Source organism: Kitasatospora sp. NPDC001159, from assembly GCF_053598235.1.
In genome coordinates this window covers 1-15,597 of record NZ_JBSFJV010000089.1, presented here as the reverse complement: position 1 = coordinate 15,597, position 15,597 = coordinate 1, and the positions used below count along the sequence as shown (strand labels likewise).

Sequence of the window (15,597 nt, the reverse complement as noted above, 5' to 3'; positions counted from 1 at the left end):
AGGCTCCTCGCGGGATGGGGGGAAGTGGCGGGGTTCGATCTACCGGCGGTCCGGTGAACGCCGACCAGTCTGTGTCCGCCAGGCCGCTCGGGGCCTCGGCCGGCGGGTGGAGCAGGGTTGAGCCCGCGACCTCCACCCTTGTCCACCCGCCGGTTGAGATGGGCCGGGCGCCGGTTCGCTTAGCGTGATCGCATGCTGTCTGACTCCCGGCCCGATCCGGCCGCGCACGACGGGGGGGACCCGGCCGGTGACGCATCCCGGCGCCCGTCCAAGGCACGCGCCGAGGTGTGGACGATGGTGCTGTTGCGGCCCGTCGCGCTGGCCCTTGTCCTGGCCTTGCTCGTGCCGGGGCGGCAGTTCCGGTGGAGTACGGCCCACCTGGCCGCGTTCGTGGTGCTCACGCTGGTCTGGCTGGTGTGGTGCGTGGTGGCCGCAAGGGCGGCGTTCACCCTCGACCTGGTGCCGCGGCGCACCGCGGCCGCGCTGCTGACAGTGGTTGTGGTGTCCGGCGGCCTGCTGCTGACCGCGGCGCCCGGTGCCGAGCCGGTCTCCGTGCTGGTCGTCCTGGCGCTGATCGCGGCCGGCGCCGACCTGCCCATGCTGATCAGCGCAGGGTCGCTGGCCTGCGGCGTGCTCGCGCTGGCCGCGGGTACGGCCCTCGGCCCGCACGGGGCCCGCACCGAGGCCCTGGAAGTGTGGAGCGCGGTCCTGCTGGCCGCCTATCTGACCGGGGTGACCCGCCGCAGCATCCGCATCCAGCACCTGCAAGCCCGCCGCCTGCTCGCGGAGACCCAGGAGGCGCAGGAGGAACGCCAGCGCGCGGCGGCACTGGCAGAGCGCGCCCGCCTCGCCCGGGAGATCCACGACGTGCTGGCCCACTCCCTCGGAGCTCTCGTCATCCAGCTCGAGGTGATCGAGACCCTGCTCACCGCCCATCCGGCGGACGTGGCCCAGGCGACGGAACGCGCCGGCACGGCCCGCCTGATCGCGAAGGACGGTCTGACCGAGACCCGCCGGGCCATCGCCGCGCTACGCGCCGATACCCCGCCCCTGCCCGAGGCCCTCGCCTCCCTGGCCGCCGGCCACCACACGGCCGCAGGCCGCGCCGCGGACTTCCGGCTCCACGGCAAGCCGCGGCCCCTGGGGACGGAGGCCGGTCTGGCGCTGCTGCGCGTAGCCCAGGAGGCCCTGGCGAACGCGGCCAAGCACGCCCCCGCCCGACCGGTGCGCATGACCCTGGAGTACGCCGAGCACCGCGTCCGGCTCACCATCGTCTCCCACGCCCCTTCCATGCCGCCGGACGGGACCGCGGCGGCTCCGGGCGCGGCCGAGCCGCCTACCGTAGAGGGCATGTCCGGCGGCTACGGGCTGGCTGGGATGCGCGAGCGGCTGCTCCTGGTCGGCGGGGAGCTGACCGCCGGTCCCTGTCCGGAGGGCTGGCGAGTGACCGCGGAGGTGGAGGCATGACAGTACGGATCGTGGTCGCGGACGACCAGGCAGCCGTCCGCGAAGGACTGATGACCCTCCTCGCCATGGTCCCCGGGATCGACGTGGTCGCCGGCGCCGCCAACGGCGAGGAAGCCGTCGCCCGCGCGGCCGAACTGCGCCCGGACGCCGTCCTCATGGACCTGGTGATGCCCGTCCTCGACGGCGTGGCGGCCACCCGCCGGATCACCGCCGAACTGCCCGGCGTAGCCGTGGTGGTACTGACCACGCTGGCCGACGAGGCCAAGATCATCGACGCGCTGCAGGCCGGCGCCCTCGGCTACCTCACCAAGGACGCCGGCAAGGACCAGATCGCCCGCGCCATCCAGGCGGCCGTCTCCCGCCAGGTCACCCTCGACCCCGAGGTCCAGCACCGGCTGCTCGCCGCAGCCGTACGCGGCCACCAAACCCAGGACCGCCCCGGCCACGACGACGAACCACGGCAGACACCGCCCCCGACCCTCCAGCTCACACCCCGCGAGGAGGACGTACTGCGTCTGCTCGCCACCGGACTGCCGAACGCCGCCATCGCCCGCCGCCTGCTCATCGGCCCGGCCACCGTCAAAACCCACGTCAACCACCTGTTCGCCAAACTCGGCGTCACCACCCGCGCCGAAGCGGTCGCCTGGGCCCACGGCCACGGCTACGCCACCGGCAACACCGACTGATCACAGCCGCGGCCGAACCTCGTCCTCACCACCGGTCCCGACCCGGACCTGCGGGCACTGGCCTGCCGCGCTCTCGGCTCCACCGCCGACGACCGAGCCCTGCCGGTACTGGAACGCCTCGCCGCCCACGACCTCGCCAGAACCATCCTCGGCGGCCTGGTGGCAACCGCCGCCAAGCAGGGGCTGCGGACCGCGCACCGCATTCGCGCGCGCACCGCACCGACCTGAGCTCGACGCTCGTCCGACCCCGCCCGGCGTTCGGCGCCAGGCCCGCGCTCCGGACCGCCTTGGCTCAGCCCAGCGCGTCCGACAGCTCGGGGTCGGACAGGACGGTGGTGGCCTGCCCGGTGGTCAAGGGGTCGAACAGGGCGTGCGCGGCGGTTCTCGCTCAGCGGTGGTGGACCTCCAGGAAGGTGCGGACCGCCGATTCGAGGGCGCCCTCGATCCAGGCCGGCTTGAGACTGGTGTGCTCGCCGGCGAAGTGGACGCGGCCCTCCGGGGTCTGGGTAGCCGGGTGGAGCTCGTGCAGCTGACCGGGGGTGACGATGGCGGCCTCACCGAGGGCGTACCGGGCGCGCGCCCAGGACTGGGTTGCGCCGACTCCGGTGAACTCCCTCCGCACGCGTGGCCCCAGGAGCCGCTCCAGGTCGTCGAGTGCGAAGGCGTATCGCTCGCCCGGGGTGAGCGAGTCCCAGCGCGCCGCGTCGTCCGACCAGGTGTACGAGGCGAGCACCACGCCCCCCGAGGAGCCCTCCGGCGCATGCGAGGGGAAGTAGGTGAAGCGGCTGGGGCTGTCGCTGACGCAGCCGCCGCCGGTGAAGCCGTCCAGGCCTTCCTCCCAGAACCGGCGGTGGAACTCGAGCAGGACCTTGGTGGCCGAGTCGTAGTGCAGCTCCGCGACGGCCCGGCGCTTGGGGTAGGACATCAGGGGCTCGATCCGGCAGAACCGCAGCGCGCTGAACGGGAGAGTGACGATCGCGTAGTCGCCCTCGAAGGTCCCGGCGCGGGCGACGGGAGCGCCGTCGCAGGACTCCTCGTCGCCGCTCTCCGCGACCGTCTCGATGGTGACCTTGCCGGCGTCCTGCACCAGGCGGGTCATCCGGTGACCGAGGCGCAGGTCGGCCCGGAGCGGGGCGGCCAGCGCGTCGGTGAGCATGGCGGTGCCGCCCTCCAGTTCCCAGTAGCGGTTGGTCGGACTGATCACCGCGTGGTCGATCAGGGTAGGGATCAACGAGTAGTGCAGCCGGGAGGTGAGGTTCTCCAGGGTGCCGGCGGCCTGGACGGACGCCGGGTCCCAGCCGGCTTCCTCGCGCAGGAAGCGGCGGGTGGAGTGGTAGCCGTAGGCGGAGAAGATGCGGGTCCAGGCGTCCAGCCGGTGGCGGATGTCACCGTCCCGGACCGAGACCCCCTCGAACGCCTTGTCGAGGGCACTGGCGGTGGTGGAGTCGAACCGGGCGCCGAAGGAGCGGTTGACCACGGCCGGCGACTGGGCGTACGCGGCGCGGGTGGTCCGGGTGCCGTTGACCGCGATCAGACTGCGGAAGCAGGCCGCGGGCGGGGTGAACGTCCGGTCCGGGCCGTTGCTCCAGGTCTCCCCGGTGAACGAGCGGTACGTCACCGGCGGAACGGCGCCGGTCGGGCCTGCGCCCGGCGCGACGTCGGCGTTGTAGAACAGCCGCCGCTTCAGGCCGAGCTTGTCGGCGAGCGCCAGGACGAGCGGGTGGAAGTCGGGCAGGCGCATGGCACCGGCCTCGGCGTGCAGCCGGGGGTCGGCGAAGATGCCGCGGAAGGTCTTGATCCGCCCGCCGACCCGGTTGGCGTTGGCCTCGATGACGGTCACCTCGTGACCGGCCTGCTTGAGCAGCGTCGCGACGGTCAGCCCGGCGACGCCCGCACCCACCACCAGCACCCGCTTCCGGTCGGCGCGGGGCGGCAGTTGGCCGTCGATCAGGATGCGCAGGTAGTCAAGGGTCAGGTCGGTCTGCTCGTCCGCACCGGCCATCAGCATCTCGCGGGCCAGCGCACGGCTGACCGCCTCGTCGGCCACCGGGCCGACGCTCGGCGCGTACGCGGGCACCGTTGCCGCCGCGGCCCGGGTGCCGAGACCGACCGCGCCGACCGCGGCCACGGCGGCCGACCCCAGGAGGGCACGCCTCCCCAGTCGGGGCTGCCCAGGGACGGCACTCGACTCGCCGGACCGGCTCACAGCGGGCTGACTCATGTTCTCTCCTGACGAAGGCAGTTGGGACATCGCCCAAGCAACGCCCGACCACCGCACGCCGCAACGCCGGCCTCCCGAAGATCACCCGCACCGGTCACACCCAACGCCGTCGCGTTCACCGGTGGGAACGGCGGCCTCGGTGGCCTGCGGAGCCCGGAAGCGGAAGCCCCGTCGGCGGATCGACGGGACCCGACCGCGGGACGCTCGGTCCGCGCGGGGAGTTCAGGCCGCCTGCAGCGTGAGCACTCCGCGCTGTACCAGCTGAGCGCAGAGCCCCAGGCACTGTTCCTGGAGCGTTTGCGGCGGCGGGACCGGCTGGAACCCCCGGGCCACCTGCTCGATCACCTCGGTCAGGGTGCGCTCCTGGGAGCAGGCCCTGAGGAAGGCCGCAACAGCCGGGTTCACCTCGTCCTGGTGGACGCTGCCCTCGGGTGTGGCCTGCAGCAGCAGAAGCATCGTGCGCTGCTGCGCTCGGGGCGGCGTCTCACCGCGCTCGAAGCAGTCGCCGATCTCCTCCAGGTCGTGGTCCAGGGCCAGCAGACAGGTGGCGGGGGTGAGCCGGGGCCGTACCCGATGGAGTTCCTCCCGCGAGAGCGTCGGCGCTGCCGGCAGGACGCCGGCGGGCGGGCCGTCGGGGAAGAAGCGGATCCGGAGGACCGCCACCTCGTAGCGCAGCACGTCGGCCAGCCACGCCGGTCCGTTGAGGTCGGATCCCAGCTTCGTGCGGAGGAAGCCGGCGAATGCCAAGGCCTCGTCCTGCTTCTTCGGCCGGCGGGGCGGGCAGCACGTGTTGTACTCCGGCGCCAGCTCCCACAGGCGCTGCCCGAGGGCCCAGCTGACCAGCGGGAGCGCATCGGTGACCTTCGTCATCCGGTTGACCAGGAGCAGATGGGAGTACATCGAGGTGCGCGGCTGGTCCAGTTCGCTCAGCCGATCCCTCAGTTCGCGGTCGGCCCACGGGAGCGGGTCCGGTTGCTCGGCCAGCACGGCCTGTCGGGCCCGGGGATCGGTCAGGAAACGCGCCAGTGCCTGTTGACGCTGGAGTTCACTCACGTGCTCGCTCACCTGCCGCCTCCGCGTGGCGAAGCCGGCGGCCAGGCGGGCGCCAGGGCCTGTCGTATGCCGTTGAGTTCGGCAAGCAGCTCCGCGGGCGGTGGGAAGTTCTGGTCGCGTTCGATCATCACGGCCTTGAGGGCGGGCATGCGCGGGACGAAGTCGAGCAGCAGTTCGAGGACCTGCGCCGGGACGGGGTGGCTGTGGGTGTCCAGGAGCACGCCGTCCTGCCAGTGGCCACCGGCGAGGTGGATCTGCAGCACGCGTTCCAAGGGGATCCGGTCAAGGAAGTCGGCGGCGTCGAACCCCAGGTTGGTCGCGTTGTTGAGCACGTTGGTCAGGTCGAGCAGCAGGTGGCAGTCGGCCCGGGTGACCACTTCGGTGATGAACTCCGCCTCGCTCATGGTGGACCACGGCACCCGGAAGTAGTACGAGATGTTCTCCACTGCGAAGGGCTGGTCGAGTTCCCGGGCGACCAGGCGTATGTTCCGGGCGGCGATCTCGGTGGTCTCCGGAGTGAAAGCGAGCGGAGTCAGCTGTCCGAGGTTGAGACCGGGGACCTGGGTGAAGCACAGGTGGTCGCTGACCCACTCGGGGTCGGTCCGCTCGGCCAGCCGTTGGATCTTCTTGACGTACTCGGTGTCGGGGGGCTGGTCCGTGCCCAGTGACAGGTCGACGCCGTGCAGCAGGATCGGGAACCTGTCGGCCAGTTCCCTGGCCTCCACCGCCTTGTGCGGTGGCATGTCGATGTACTGGTCGGTGATCAGTTCGACGAAGTCGATCGAGTCGGCCGCGTCGAGAATCGCCTCCCGCAGCTCCTGTCGGTAGCCGAGCCCGACTCCTAGAACGGACGGTTCACGCACGGTCGCATCACTCCTGCCGGTTCGGGGTCGTCACGTGACGTGGTGGCAGCCCCGGGGCCGCCCTGTCGGGCCGGCGAAGGCGCCCGCGTGGCCCTCGAAGCGCCCGGTTGAAGCGCGCTCCCGGCCTGGGACCCCGCCGCCGCGAAGCAGCGGATCACCTTCGCCGCCCTTTGTCGCCGGTGTTCCCTCACGCGCCGACCAGGTCGTCGCGATCGGGACGGCTCACGCCGCTGCGGGCGAACCGGCCGAGCACACGATGCAGATCAGGCACACGATGCAGTTGGCCACCGCCGCGTTGGATCCGCGGTTCGGCTTCATCGCGCGCAGCTCGAACATCGTGTTCTCGCCGCCGAGCGCCTTGGCCGCGTGGTACTTCGCGGCATCGACGCTGCCCCGCACCTCGACCTTCTGGCTCTTGTTCTGGTCGCTCATGTCATTCCCTTTCGTGGATTCGTCGTTCGCGACCGTCCGGTGCACGGACGGGCTCTGTCGCTCGCTCCGGCGCACGCCGCGGGCACGGCCGGTGTGCGGCACTGTCAGTCGAAGGCGACCACCCCCTCCCAACAGAGGCCTTCGAGGACGTCGAGGCACTGTGCCGCCGACGTCCGGTCGGAGTGCGGACCCGTCGCGTCGTACCGTTCGCGCGCCAGGTGGGCGATCTGGTCGACGGTCAGGTCTCCGGTGCGGAGCAGCTCGACGACCCACGCGGTGGGCTCGCTCACCCGTAGTGGTGCCGCCGCCTCGTGGAACAGGACCTTCAGCGGTCCCTCGCCCGCCGGCGCCCGGCGCCCGGCGGCCAGCGCCTCGAGCACCGGTTCCACATCGCAGCTGAACTCGACGACCTCCGTCCGGCCCACGAGTCGCGGCCGGGCCTGGTCGGACCGTGCGCGCCAGCCGAGTTCCACTCCGGGCGGGGCGGTCGGCTTGTCCTCGGCCGCGTCGCGCGTCCACTCATGGATCTTGTACTCGTACCGGCACACCTCGCGGGCCACCACGGCGTCCGGCGGCAGGATACCGAGGAGGAGTTGGCCGACCCTCAGCGCGAGGGCACGCCGGTCCGCCGCGTCGCGATGGCTGCCGTCGGCCTGTGCCGCCCGGTGCAGCCGCTGCTCGTCGGCGGCCGTCAACAAGGCCTGGGTGCGCGGGTAGAGGCCCGGCACGGCTTGCGCCACCCCGGCCGGGTCGGCACCGGCGGTGTCGGGGCCTCGGCTCGGGGAGGTCGGACCGGTCGGCTCCTCGGCGACGCTGATGAGCAGTTGCTCGAGTTCCCCGACGTAGGACTCGTAGGTCGGCTCGTAGCCCAGTTCCACGTGTCCCTGGTGGCCGATGTCCTGGGCCCGCGCGCCGTCCTCGAGCGCGTAACGCAGGGCTGCCGCGAGTTCGTCGTGGCGGAGCGGATCGGTGACCACGACGTTGCGGCGGTCCCGGATCGCGGCCCGGAAGAGCTGTTTTCGCGCGACCTCGGTGGACACGATCAGGCATCCGCCGCAGGCGATGACCTCCGACGGGATGGTCGGAGTGTGCGCCGCGATCGGGAAGTCTCGTTCGAGGAATGCGACGGCGGTGCAGCTGCGGATGAACTCAGGGATGGACCAGTGCGGCATGAACGGGATGAGGTGGACGTGGTCGGCGAGTCCGAGCCGGCCCGCCAGCCGGGTGAAGGCGTCCTGTTGCCATCCCTGGACAGCGGCCGCCAGGTTGAATCTGAAGCCGTCCGAGAACAGCCGCCGCATGGCGTGCAGCAGGTCGAACGACCCCTTGAACTCGCCGAGTTTGCCGTAGATCCCGAGGACGGGCAGACCGCTGTCGACCGGCCGGTCCGGCTCCGAGCCGGTGGCGATCCACTGTGACAGCGGACGGGACGGGCCGACCGGGGTGAACAGGTCGGCGGGCAACCCGAAGGCGGCACACGACGTGATCGCACTCTCGTCCACCCCCGCCTCCAGCAGCCGGTTGCGCGAGGGCCCCCGGGAGATCAGGCGATTCGCGCCGCGCAGGACTTCGGTGTAGGTGGTCCGCAGTTCCGGCAGCCGCATGAGCCGGTGCAGGTCGCTGCCCGCGTGCTTGAAGACGTACGGCACCCCTGTGAACCGGCTTGCCAGATAGGCCGCGACTCCGTACGGCTCCAGGTAGTACGAGAAGATCACTTCACAGTCGTGCGCGCGGATCAGCTCGGTTGCCAGGCCTGCCAGCCGGCTGACGGTCGGGTTGCCGAGCGGGACATAGTAGAGCTCGCGGCGATCGGGAGGCTGCGTGCTGGTGACGATCACGCGCCCGCCGCTTTCGGGGAAGTCCGGTGCGTAGGCACCACTCATGGCCCGGTCGGTCTCGGGTATCCGGATCCGGAAGGTCTCCTCCACCTCGTCCGCGTTCGTGACCACGAAGACGCGGTGTCCCCGCTCGGCCAGGCCGCGGGCGGCCCAGTAGCAGTGCATACTGACCCCACCCTGAATCGGCGGGTACTTCGTGAGAAAACAGATGTTCATGCCGCCACCCCAAACAATGCCGAGATCTGTCGGATAGGTTGAGGGCGCCTTACCGGTCGCAAGCCTTGGAATGGGCGCCGCTGGCGCGGCGGAAGCCGTCTCTCACAGTGGACCGGAGATCCGGGCAAACGTAAATGGCGCACAAGAGCCAAAGACGATAATATGGCCGACCCGCGAGAGCCCCGGCGGATGGTCCGCACGCGCCGGAGCGTGTACGCACTTCACGCCGCCCCTCGGAGGGCGAGAACACGCGGAGAAAACCGCCGAGAATCACAACTGCGCCGGCACCGAGCGACAGTGCCGCAACGCCAGCATCGCCCGCCGTGACGCACGGGCTCCAGCCGCGCATCGACGCCCGCCCTCAACAGGGAACCGCCCGCGCACGCGCGCGGCGACGCCGGTGGGTTCCGAATGATCATCCGAGCCGCTCCAACGCGGCATGTCGATGCTCGTGGAGCGGGCCGGGCTGGTCCCGCGCGGAAGGACGTCGGGCGGGGTACGGCTCCGACGGGTTTGATTCGGCCCTCCGCGTCAGCGTCCGCCTGGTCGGCCCACCCGCGGCACGGCGCCCCGGGTGGGCCGACTTCGATGGTGGGCCGCCGACCTGCTAATATTCTTCTCGTCGCGAGGGAGATGATTCCTCGTCAGGCGTCAGCGGTGCTACCAGAGCACGCCCTACTTTCAGTAGGGAGAGTCCGTGCAACCCGGGCCTGGCGCTCCACAGTCGGACGAGGTCCGGTGCCTACTTGGGTGCCGGGCCTCGCCCGCGTTTGCGGGCCGTTTGCCGGCCGTTTGCGGGTCAGGACAGCCACGACAGTCCGGCCGCCGCGCGCTGGAGGCGGCGGGCGGGCCTCGGCGGCAGCGCCGGTCTCCTCGAACCGGTCACCGTTCTCCCCACCGGGACTGCCCGGAGACCGTGGGCGGCAGGCCGGTCGCGGCCACGCGCGGTTGCAGTGTGAGCCTGATGCGCTGGGTGTCGGTGTGCCCGCGCTTCGCGTCGCCGCCCAGCTCCACGACCCAGAAGCGCACCCTGGCACCCCCCTCCCCGGACCGCTCCAGCGCCAGGGAGACCTCCAGTTCGACCTCGCCCAGCTCGAACTGGATCGCCCGGCCGGCGCCGTCGGCCACGGCCTGCTCCAACTGGCCCCGCAGATCACGGATGACGTCCGACAGTTCGATCACGGGTCTCCCCCAGGGTGGCTCGGGTGATGGACGTAGCCTCACTATAGGACTTCGAGGACACACGCATGACGAACTGTCATGGTGGGCAACTCCCAGGTATGAGCGGCGCGTTCGGTGTTCGAGGATCTACCGGCGGAGGCGGCGCCCGGCCGGCGGAGGCGAGCCGGTGACGGGACTGCGCGGCGAACGGGCTGCGGAGGTGATCGTCCGCCGGGCCGACGGCGGCGAGGAACGCGGGTCCGGCTACCTGGTGCGCGACGGGATGTTGCTGACCGCCGAACACGTCGTACGCCAGGCCTCCGGCATCCAGGCCCGGTTCGAGGCGGACCGGGCGACGGAATGGACCGCGCAGGCGCAGGTGCTCTGGTCGGATCCCCGCGCCGACGTCGCCCTGCTCACCCTGAACCAGGGCGAGGGCGGGCCCGGACGACGGGTCAGGCCCGCGCGGTTCGGGGCGGTCCGTGAGACGGACACGGGCCTGCGCAGCAGCGCACTGGGCTTCCCCCTGTTCAAGCTGCGCGACGACCCCGGCGGCGTGACGCGCTACCGGGACTCCTGCCACGCCCGCGGCGAGATCGCGCCGCTGGCGGATCGCCGGGAGCGGACCCTGGAGCTGCGGGTCCAGGAACCCGAGCGGGACCCGGACCCGCTCCACTCGCCTTGGGAGGGCATGTCGGGAGCGGCGGTGTGGGCGCACGGCCGGATCGTCGGGGTGGTCACCATGCACCGCCGCGAGGAAGGCCTCGGCACACTGACCGTCAGTCGCGCCGACGAGTGGGCGAAGGCAGCCGGCGAGGCCGGCCGTGAGGCGCTGCGCCGCGCCGGTGTGACCACCGCGCTGCGGCCGGCGGCACCCTCGTGGCGCGACCGGCGACTGGTCCTCGGGACGAGTGCCGGGACGCTCGCCGTCGTCCTGACGGTCTGGCTCGGGACGGCCCGACTCACCGAACAGCCACCGTTGCGCTTCCAGGTCCTCGGCACGTGCAGCCACGTCGGTCAGCAACTGGGCAACGAGTCGGCCGGTTTCACGCCCGGTGGCCGCTACACCAACGAGATCCTCACGCCCGACGGGCAGGTTCTGCCGCTCGCGGCGTCCGGCGAGAGCGGTACCGTGGCGAAGGACGGCTCACTGCACTGGAGCTGGTCCTGCGCGAGCACCGACGCCAAGGGCACGTACCGGGCCCGGGTCACCGACGAAGCGACCCACCGACGCACCGGCTGGGCGACCTTCGAAGTCGGACACCTGACGCCGTACACCTGCGCGTTCCAGCAGGAGAACGGCCTGTGGTACGCCGGAATCAGCCGGACCGTGACCGCCGTACTGGCGCCCGGGGCGACCGACGCGGACGGCATCGCGGAGACGCAGTGTCTGCTCCAGCGCCTGGGCTTCCCGCTCGGGCCGCGGGAGATCGACGGCCAGTACGGCAGCTACACCCAGCAGGCCGTCACCTCGCTCCAGCAGCAGGGCGGGATCACAGCGGACGGAATTGTCGGGCCGTCCACCTGGCAGCTGCTGCGCACCCGTGCACCGCAGGGCGGCTGACAGGCGCCGTCCGCCGCCTGACGTCGCTCCCGCGTCTCAATCGGGCGCGGTGCCCAAAGCTTGGGGCGATATTCGCCAAAGCGGAGAGCCCATCCAGACCCGGCATGGCTGATGCGGCGGTGGGGCAACTGGCCGTCGCTGTAGGACACCTGGTCCGGGTCGTCCGAGTACTGCCAAACCGGCCCCAGCGACTCGCGGCTACGTACCGTGCCCAGCGAAGCGCGCTCCTCCCAGGCCCGTGCCAGGCTCTTCAGCTTGAAATGGGCATCTCGGAGGGCCACTGCCAGCGCAACGGCACCCTGCCCCGAGCCATCCATCACATTCCCCGGTCGTCGCAGTCCGTGCCGCTGTCGAAGAACAACTCGCCTCCCACGCCCCGAGAGCCCGCCCATAGCTTCAGAAGTCCCGCATGGTCGCGCCTGCCTGGGGCCGGTGCGAGGTGAAGACGGCCACCGTTGATCATCGTCAGTCGTGTGGACAAACGAAGATCAGAGTAGACCCTGCCCAGTGGCAGTCGGTATTCGAGGGCCTGATGGCCATGGTGGCGGGCCGCTTCGCCCGGGCGGCGGGCGCCGGCCACGCGGTGGAGCCGGCGCCTGCGCTCGTCCGGGAGTGCGGTCCTACTACGTGGCCGCTGCCGTGGCGGCGCGCCAGGCGGTGACGAGGTCGGCGGCCTTGGCCTCGAAATCGGGGTCCCGCCAGCTGCCCGGGAGACCTATCAGCACCGGCAGGTTGCACACGCCGTGGACCCAACGCCCCGGATATCCTGTGGGGCCACCGCAAGCGGTTCGCTCGCCTTGTCGGTAGCCGGTGCCATGATCCTCGCCAACGACGCGAGGAGGTCATCGTGGGGACATGGGACATCGGCCCGTTCGACAACGACACGGCTGCGGACTTCGCCGGAGTGCTGGATGAGGCCGAGTCCGTCGAGCGGGAGGCCATGGTTCGTGGGGTCCTCACCCGGACGTTGGGCGCGTCGGACTACCTCCATGAGGCGCAGGAGGCGGTGGCTGCGGCCGCACTGATCGCGGCCCAGTGCCCTGGAGGTCAGCAGGTCGAATCCGGATGCGGTCCGGAGACTGTGATGCCGACGTTCGCCGAGGACCTCCGCCTGCTCGCCGATGAGGCCCTCGCACGCATCGCTTCCGATGAGTTCGGCATCACCGAGAGCTGGGTCGCGGCCGCTGACTGCGCTCGGTGGATCGCCATGATCAAGGCTCTTCGTTTGGTCCTCAACCCACCTCCTCCGTCGATCGACGTTCCGCTCTTCGACCTCGACGTGTAGGGATCGCGACTGGCCGGCTCAGTGATCGGCGGGCTCACGGGCCTCGGGCCGGCACAGACCGTTCTTCCACGCCTCGAAGGCGGCCGGGGCCGAGGAAAGTACTCGCGCAGCAGGGACCCGAGCTGCCCACGCTGTCGGCGTAGGGCGGCGATCTGGAGGCCGGCCTGCAGGGCTGAGTGAGGAGCAGCTGGCCGAGTCCGCCCGTCTGAAGGGGGCCGAGTGGCGGGCCTGCCACGTGGTGTGGGCCGAGAGTACTGGGCCAATCTGTCCGGCGTGGACCGGGTCGCCGCCCGCAGCCGGCTCATGCGCATCGACGACGAGCCGGACGCCTCGGCCGCGTAGCGCGGACGCGCGCGGCCCGACGGCCGCGTCCGGGTACCCGGGTTTCTCACCGGACCCGAGCGGGCCGCGAACGCGGAGACTCGCAGGCCTCCCAGGCGTTTTCCGCCGGGCCGCGGCGAGGCCTACCGGGGCAGCCTGGCCCGCTACCAGCTGGACCAGCGGCTGGTCTGCGCGGCCGTCGTGGACCTGACCACCGGCACGGTCGCGCCGGGGCGGGCTGCTTCGGGTGTGTCAGAACGCGGGGCGGCTCTCGCTCCTGGGGTCACCGTCGGCGAGATGGTCGGTGTAGAGGCCAGCGCGGGCCAGCCGCCGCCAGGGCCGGGCGCGACGCACCGCGATGTCGATGTCGGGCTCGGTCGAGTGGAGGTCGAGGTCGGCGAGTGCGAGGGCGGGCTGGTTGTGGGCCGGGGCGCGGGTGAGCCAGCGTCCGCCGGGGGCGACGATGCCGGAGGGGGCGGTGGTGGCGAACTGGGCGGGGACGGCGTAGCCGAGCCAGTAGTTGTAGAGGGTGCCGTAGGCCTGGGCGACGGTGGCGCGGGCGGGGTCGTCGATCATGACGGACAGCAGGACGCAGTCGACGTTGAGGCGTTCCTACTCGGCGGTGGGGAAGTTCGCTTCGATGCAGATGGCCAGGCCGAAGCGGACGCCGTCCACGTCGAAGACCGTCGGTTCGGGCCGGCCGGGGGGTGTAGAGGTAGGACAGCTCGGTGTTCGACAGGAACCGCTTGTCGTAGCGGGCGACCAGGTCCCCGTGGTCGGAGACGACGTAGAGGCTGTTGTGCCCTGGCGGGGTAGCAGTGCCCGGTGTCGGTCAATCTTCAGTGGCAGAAGCTCGCACCCATCAACCTTCGGTGGCAATCGGTCAAGGTTCGATGGCACGGGACCAAACTCACCACCGCAGGTCAGGCGGTGCAACGCGGGACGCAACACGCTGTTGCACCCGGGTTGCCGGGCGGCGCCGCCCGCGCTCCGCCTTCTGACGTCCCTGCTCCCGTTCCTGGCGGCCGCGGCTTCGGCGGCGGCCCGCGGCGAGCAACTGGTCGCCGTCCGAGTTGTCGAGCCCGGCGGCGAGGGTGTGCCAACCGGGTCGGCTGAACCGATGCCACGGGGCGGCGGCGCCGAAGCGGCGCAGCAGCGGCAGGGTGGTGGGCCACGATGGGCAGGGCAGGCTCCTGTGCGTCGCGCCCGCCCCATCCGTGAGCGGTTGGCCCTGGCCGGACGGCGGGTGTGGATCGTGGGCGCACTGAACCCGGGATGGTTCGACGGACGTATTCAATATCAGGGGCCGACGCCCCCGTGGTTCCACCGGAGGTGTGGTCAGTCTTGTCCGATTCGCCGATGTCCGACACCGACCGCAGTGCTGCGCTGTCCCGCCGCCGTGCCTCGGCATCGCCAGAAGTGCGGCCTTGGCTGGCAGTGCTGCCCTCCTCGGTGTGAGCACGACTGCGCGCGCCGCTGCGACGCTGGGGACAGCGGGCGGGGCCGGACTGCCGCCGTCGACGGGGCGCCTGGCCCGAGGTGTCGTCATGCGCAGGCTCTGCCCACCCAGCCGTCCCACCGAATCTGACCGCCACCCCACCGGACCCAGCGGCGGCCATTCTCACCCGCCACTGACCTGCGCCGACACGCCTCCTCCGGCTGGTGACCAGAGGTGACCGCGTGTACCGGCGCACATCGCCAAGGCTGGCGGTGCGGCCACACCCCCGGGCCCACCCGATCAATGGCCCAACAGCCCGTCCCCGGAAAGGGAATGATGAGAGCAGGAATCGCCATAGCTGCGGCAGCCGGAATCCTGGCTACCGGATGCGTGGCTGTCAGCGTCGCCAGCGCCTCCCCGCCGGAGGACGCCCACAGCAACGCCGTTGCCGCACCGACCTCCCTGGCGCAGTCGGCCGCGGCCCAGGCCAAGGAGCGCCGCTCGGCGCTATCCGCCTCGAAGCCGACGGCTACCTCGACACCGGCACTGCCGAAGCCCCCGAAGCCGACGCCCACCTCGACACGGGCACCCTCGAAGCCGCCGAAGCCGCCGAAGCCGACGCCCACCTCGACACCGGCACCCTCGAAGCCGCCGAAGCCGCCGAAGCCGACGCCCACCTCGACAAATGGGGCTTCCCTGTCGTTTCCGTGGGTCTCGGACCTGGACTGATATGCAGAACACACCGCATTCCGGATAACCTCCAAATTCTGCTTCGCCGAGAAACGCATCGCTGACCTCGAACCGGGTTTCTCGAGGCCCAGTCACCGGCCGGGCCCGGCCGGTGACTGGGTGTACCAATATGGGACGGGAAGGGGACGCCGGGCAGGCCGGGCGGCGCAATGGAACGGCTCGTCAATCCCTCATGGTTCATATACCTGCGATTAGACGCAAAAAGCTGGCTCCACCCTGGCTCCTGTTCCTCATCTGCGGAGGCGTTTTCGGCTTCGTGAAGGACAACCGGCCTCAGTACGCGGGCGCCGCCGTGGGCGCCC

General features: G+C 71.3%; 13 protein-coding genes. 6 read left to right on the top strand and 7 right to left on the bottom strand.

Features of this window, described 5'->3' with window-relative positions; genetic code table 11:
• Positions 1-192 precede the first annotated feature (192 nt).
• A complete protein-coding gene (locus ACWC9T_RS32205; RefSeq protein WP_449824587.1) occupies positions 193-1,467 on the top strand; it encodes a sensor histidine kinase in 1,275 nt (424 codons plus the stop codon).
• Positions 1,464-2,153 carry a response regulator gene (locus ACWC9T_RS32200; RefSeq protein ID WP_449824586.1) on the top strand — a complete coding sequence of 230 codons (690 nt, stop codon included), beginning with the start codon at positions 1,464-1,466 and terminating at the stop codon, positions 2,151-2,153. Before ACWC9T_RS32205 ends, ACWC9T_RS32200 begins: the two co-directional genes overlap by 4 nt.
• Positions 2,154-2,541: 388 nt before the next feature.
• Here the strand turns inward: ACWC9T_RS32200 and ACWC9T_RS32195 are convergent, their stop codons facing one another.
• From ACWC9T_RS32195 to ACWC9T_RS32170, 6 genes are all read right to left on the bottom strand, one after another.
• Positions 2,542-4,374, bottom strand: a complete 1,833-nt coding sequence (locus ACWC9T_RS32195) for a flavin monoamine oxidase family protein (RefSeq protein ID WP_449824585.1) — start codon at positions 4,372-4,374, stop codon at positions 2,542-2,544.
• A 222-nt stretch (positions 4,375-4,596) separates the two neighbouring features.
• Positions 4,597-5,439 (bottom strand): hypothetical protein, encoded by an 843-nt coding sequence (locus ACWC9T_RS32190; protein WP_449824584.1) that lies wholly within the window; start codon positions 5,437-5,439, stop codon positions 4,597-4,599.
• Entirely contained in the window at positions 5,436-6,290 is an 855-nt protein-coding gene (locus tag ACWC9T_RS32185; protein WP_449824583.1) for a DUF692 domain-containing protein, read from the bottom strand. Before ACWC9T_RS32185 ends, ACWC9T_RS32190 begins: the two co-directional genes overlap by 4 nt.
• Before the next feature lie 222 nt (positions 6,291-6,512).
• On the bottom strand, positions 6,513-6,722 hold the full coding sequence (locus tag ACWC9T_RS32180; protein ID WP_449824582.1) for a hypothetical protein: 210 nt from the start codon (positions 6,720-6,722) through the stop codon (positions 6,513-6,515).
• A gap of 104 nt (positions 6,723-6,826) precedes the next feature.
• Positions 6,827-8,725, bottom strand: a complete 1,899-nt coding sequence (locus tag ACWC9T_RS32175; RefSeq protein ID WP_449824581.1) for a glycosyltransferase — start codon at positions 8,723-8,725, stop codon at positions 6,827-6,829.
• A 933-nt stretch (positions 8,726-9,658) separates the two neighbouring features.
• The gene (locus tag ACWC9T_RS32170) at positions 9,659-9,958 is read right to left on the bottom strand and encodes a trypco2 family protein (protein ID WP_449824580.1); all 300 of its coding nucleotides are present in this window, start codon (positions 9,956-9,958) and stop codon (positions 9,659-9,661) included.
• A 166-nt stretch (positions 9,959-10,124) separates the two neighbouring features.
• On the opposite strand from ACWC9T_RS32170, the gene ACWC9T_RS32165 reads away from it, so the two are divergent.
• The 3 genes from ACWC9T_RS32165 to ACWC9T_RS32155 all read left to right on the top strand — a co-directional run bounded on the left by ACWC9T_RS32165 (position 10,125) and on the right by ACWC9T_RS32155 (position 13,128).
• Positions 10,125-11,501: a peptidoglycan-binding protein gene (locus ACWC9T_RS32165; protein WP_449824579.1), complete on the top strand. Its 1,377-nt coding sequence runs from the start codon at positions 10,125-10,127 to the stop codon at positions 11,499-11,501.
• An 847-nt stretch (positions 11,502-12,348) separates the two neighbouring features.
• Positions 12,349-12,786 carry a DUF4259 domain-containing protein gene (locus ACWC9T_RS32160; protein WP_449824578.1) on the top strand — a complete coding sequence of 146 codons (438 nt, stop codon included), beginning with the start codon at positions 12,349-12,351 and terminating at the stop codon, positions 12,784-12,786.
• A 219-nt stretch (positions 12,787-13,005) separates the two neighbouring features.
• Positions 13,006-13,128 (top strand): hypothetical protein, encoded by a 123-nt coding sequence (locus tag ACWC9T_RS32155; RefSeq protein ID WP_449824577.1) that lies wholly within the window; start codon positions 13,006-13,008, stop codon positions 13,126-13,128.
• A 231-nt stretch (positions 13,129-13,359) separates the two neighbouring features.
• On the opposite strand, the gene ACWC9T_RS32150 is transcribed toward ACWC9T_RS32155, so the two are convergent.
• Complete coding sequence (locus tag ACWC9T_RS32150; RefSeq protein WP_449824576.1) at positions 13,360-13,683, bottom strand: hypothetical protein; 324 nt, start codon at positions 13,681-13,683, stop codon at positions 13,360-13,362.
• A gap of 1,248 nt (positions 13,684-14,931) precedes the next feature.
• Between ACWC9T_RS32150 and ACWC9T_RS32145 the strand changes: the two genes are divergently transcribed.
• Entirely contained in the window at positions 14,932-15,339 is a 408-nt protein-coding gene (locus ACWC9T_RS32145; RefSeq protein ID WP_449824575.1) for a hypothetical protein, read from the top strand.
• Positions 15,340-15,597 lie beyond the last annotated feature (258 nt).

Bases quoted from the DNA above. Each gene is read 5' to 3' on its own strand.
- ACWC9T_RS32175 (WP_449824581.1), bottom strand. From the start codon at position 8,725: ATGCACTGCTACTGGGCCGCCCGCGGCCTGGCCGAGCGGGGACACCGC.
- ACWC9T_RS32195 (WP_449824585.1), bottom strand. From the start codon at position 4,374: ATGAGTCAGCCCGCTGTGAGCCGGTCCGGCGAGTCGAGTGCCGTCCCT.
- ACWC9T_RS32205 (WP_449824587.1), top strand. From the start codon at position 193: ATGCTGTCTGACTCCCGGCCCGATCCGGCCGCGCACGACGGGGGGGAC.
- ACWC9T_RS32145 (WP_449824575.1), top strand. From the start codon at position 14,932: ATGCGTGGCTGTCAGCGTCGCCAGCGCCTCCCCGCCGGAGGACGCCCA.
- ACWC9T_RS32180 (WP_449824582.1), bottom strand. From the start codon at position 6,722: ATGAGCGACCAGAACAAGAGCCAGAAGGTCGAGGTGCGGGGCAGCGTC.
- ACWC9T_RS32150 (WP_449824576.1), bottom strand. From the start codon at position 13,683: ATGATCGACGACCCCGCCCGCGCCACCGTCGCCCAGGCCTACGGCACC.
- ACWC9T_RS32200 (WP_449824586.1), top strand. From the start codon at position 1,464: ATGACAGTACGGATCGTGGTCGCGGACGACCAGGCAGCCGTCCGCGAA.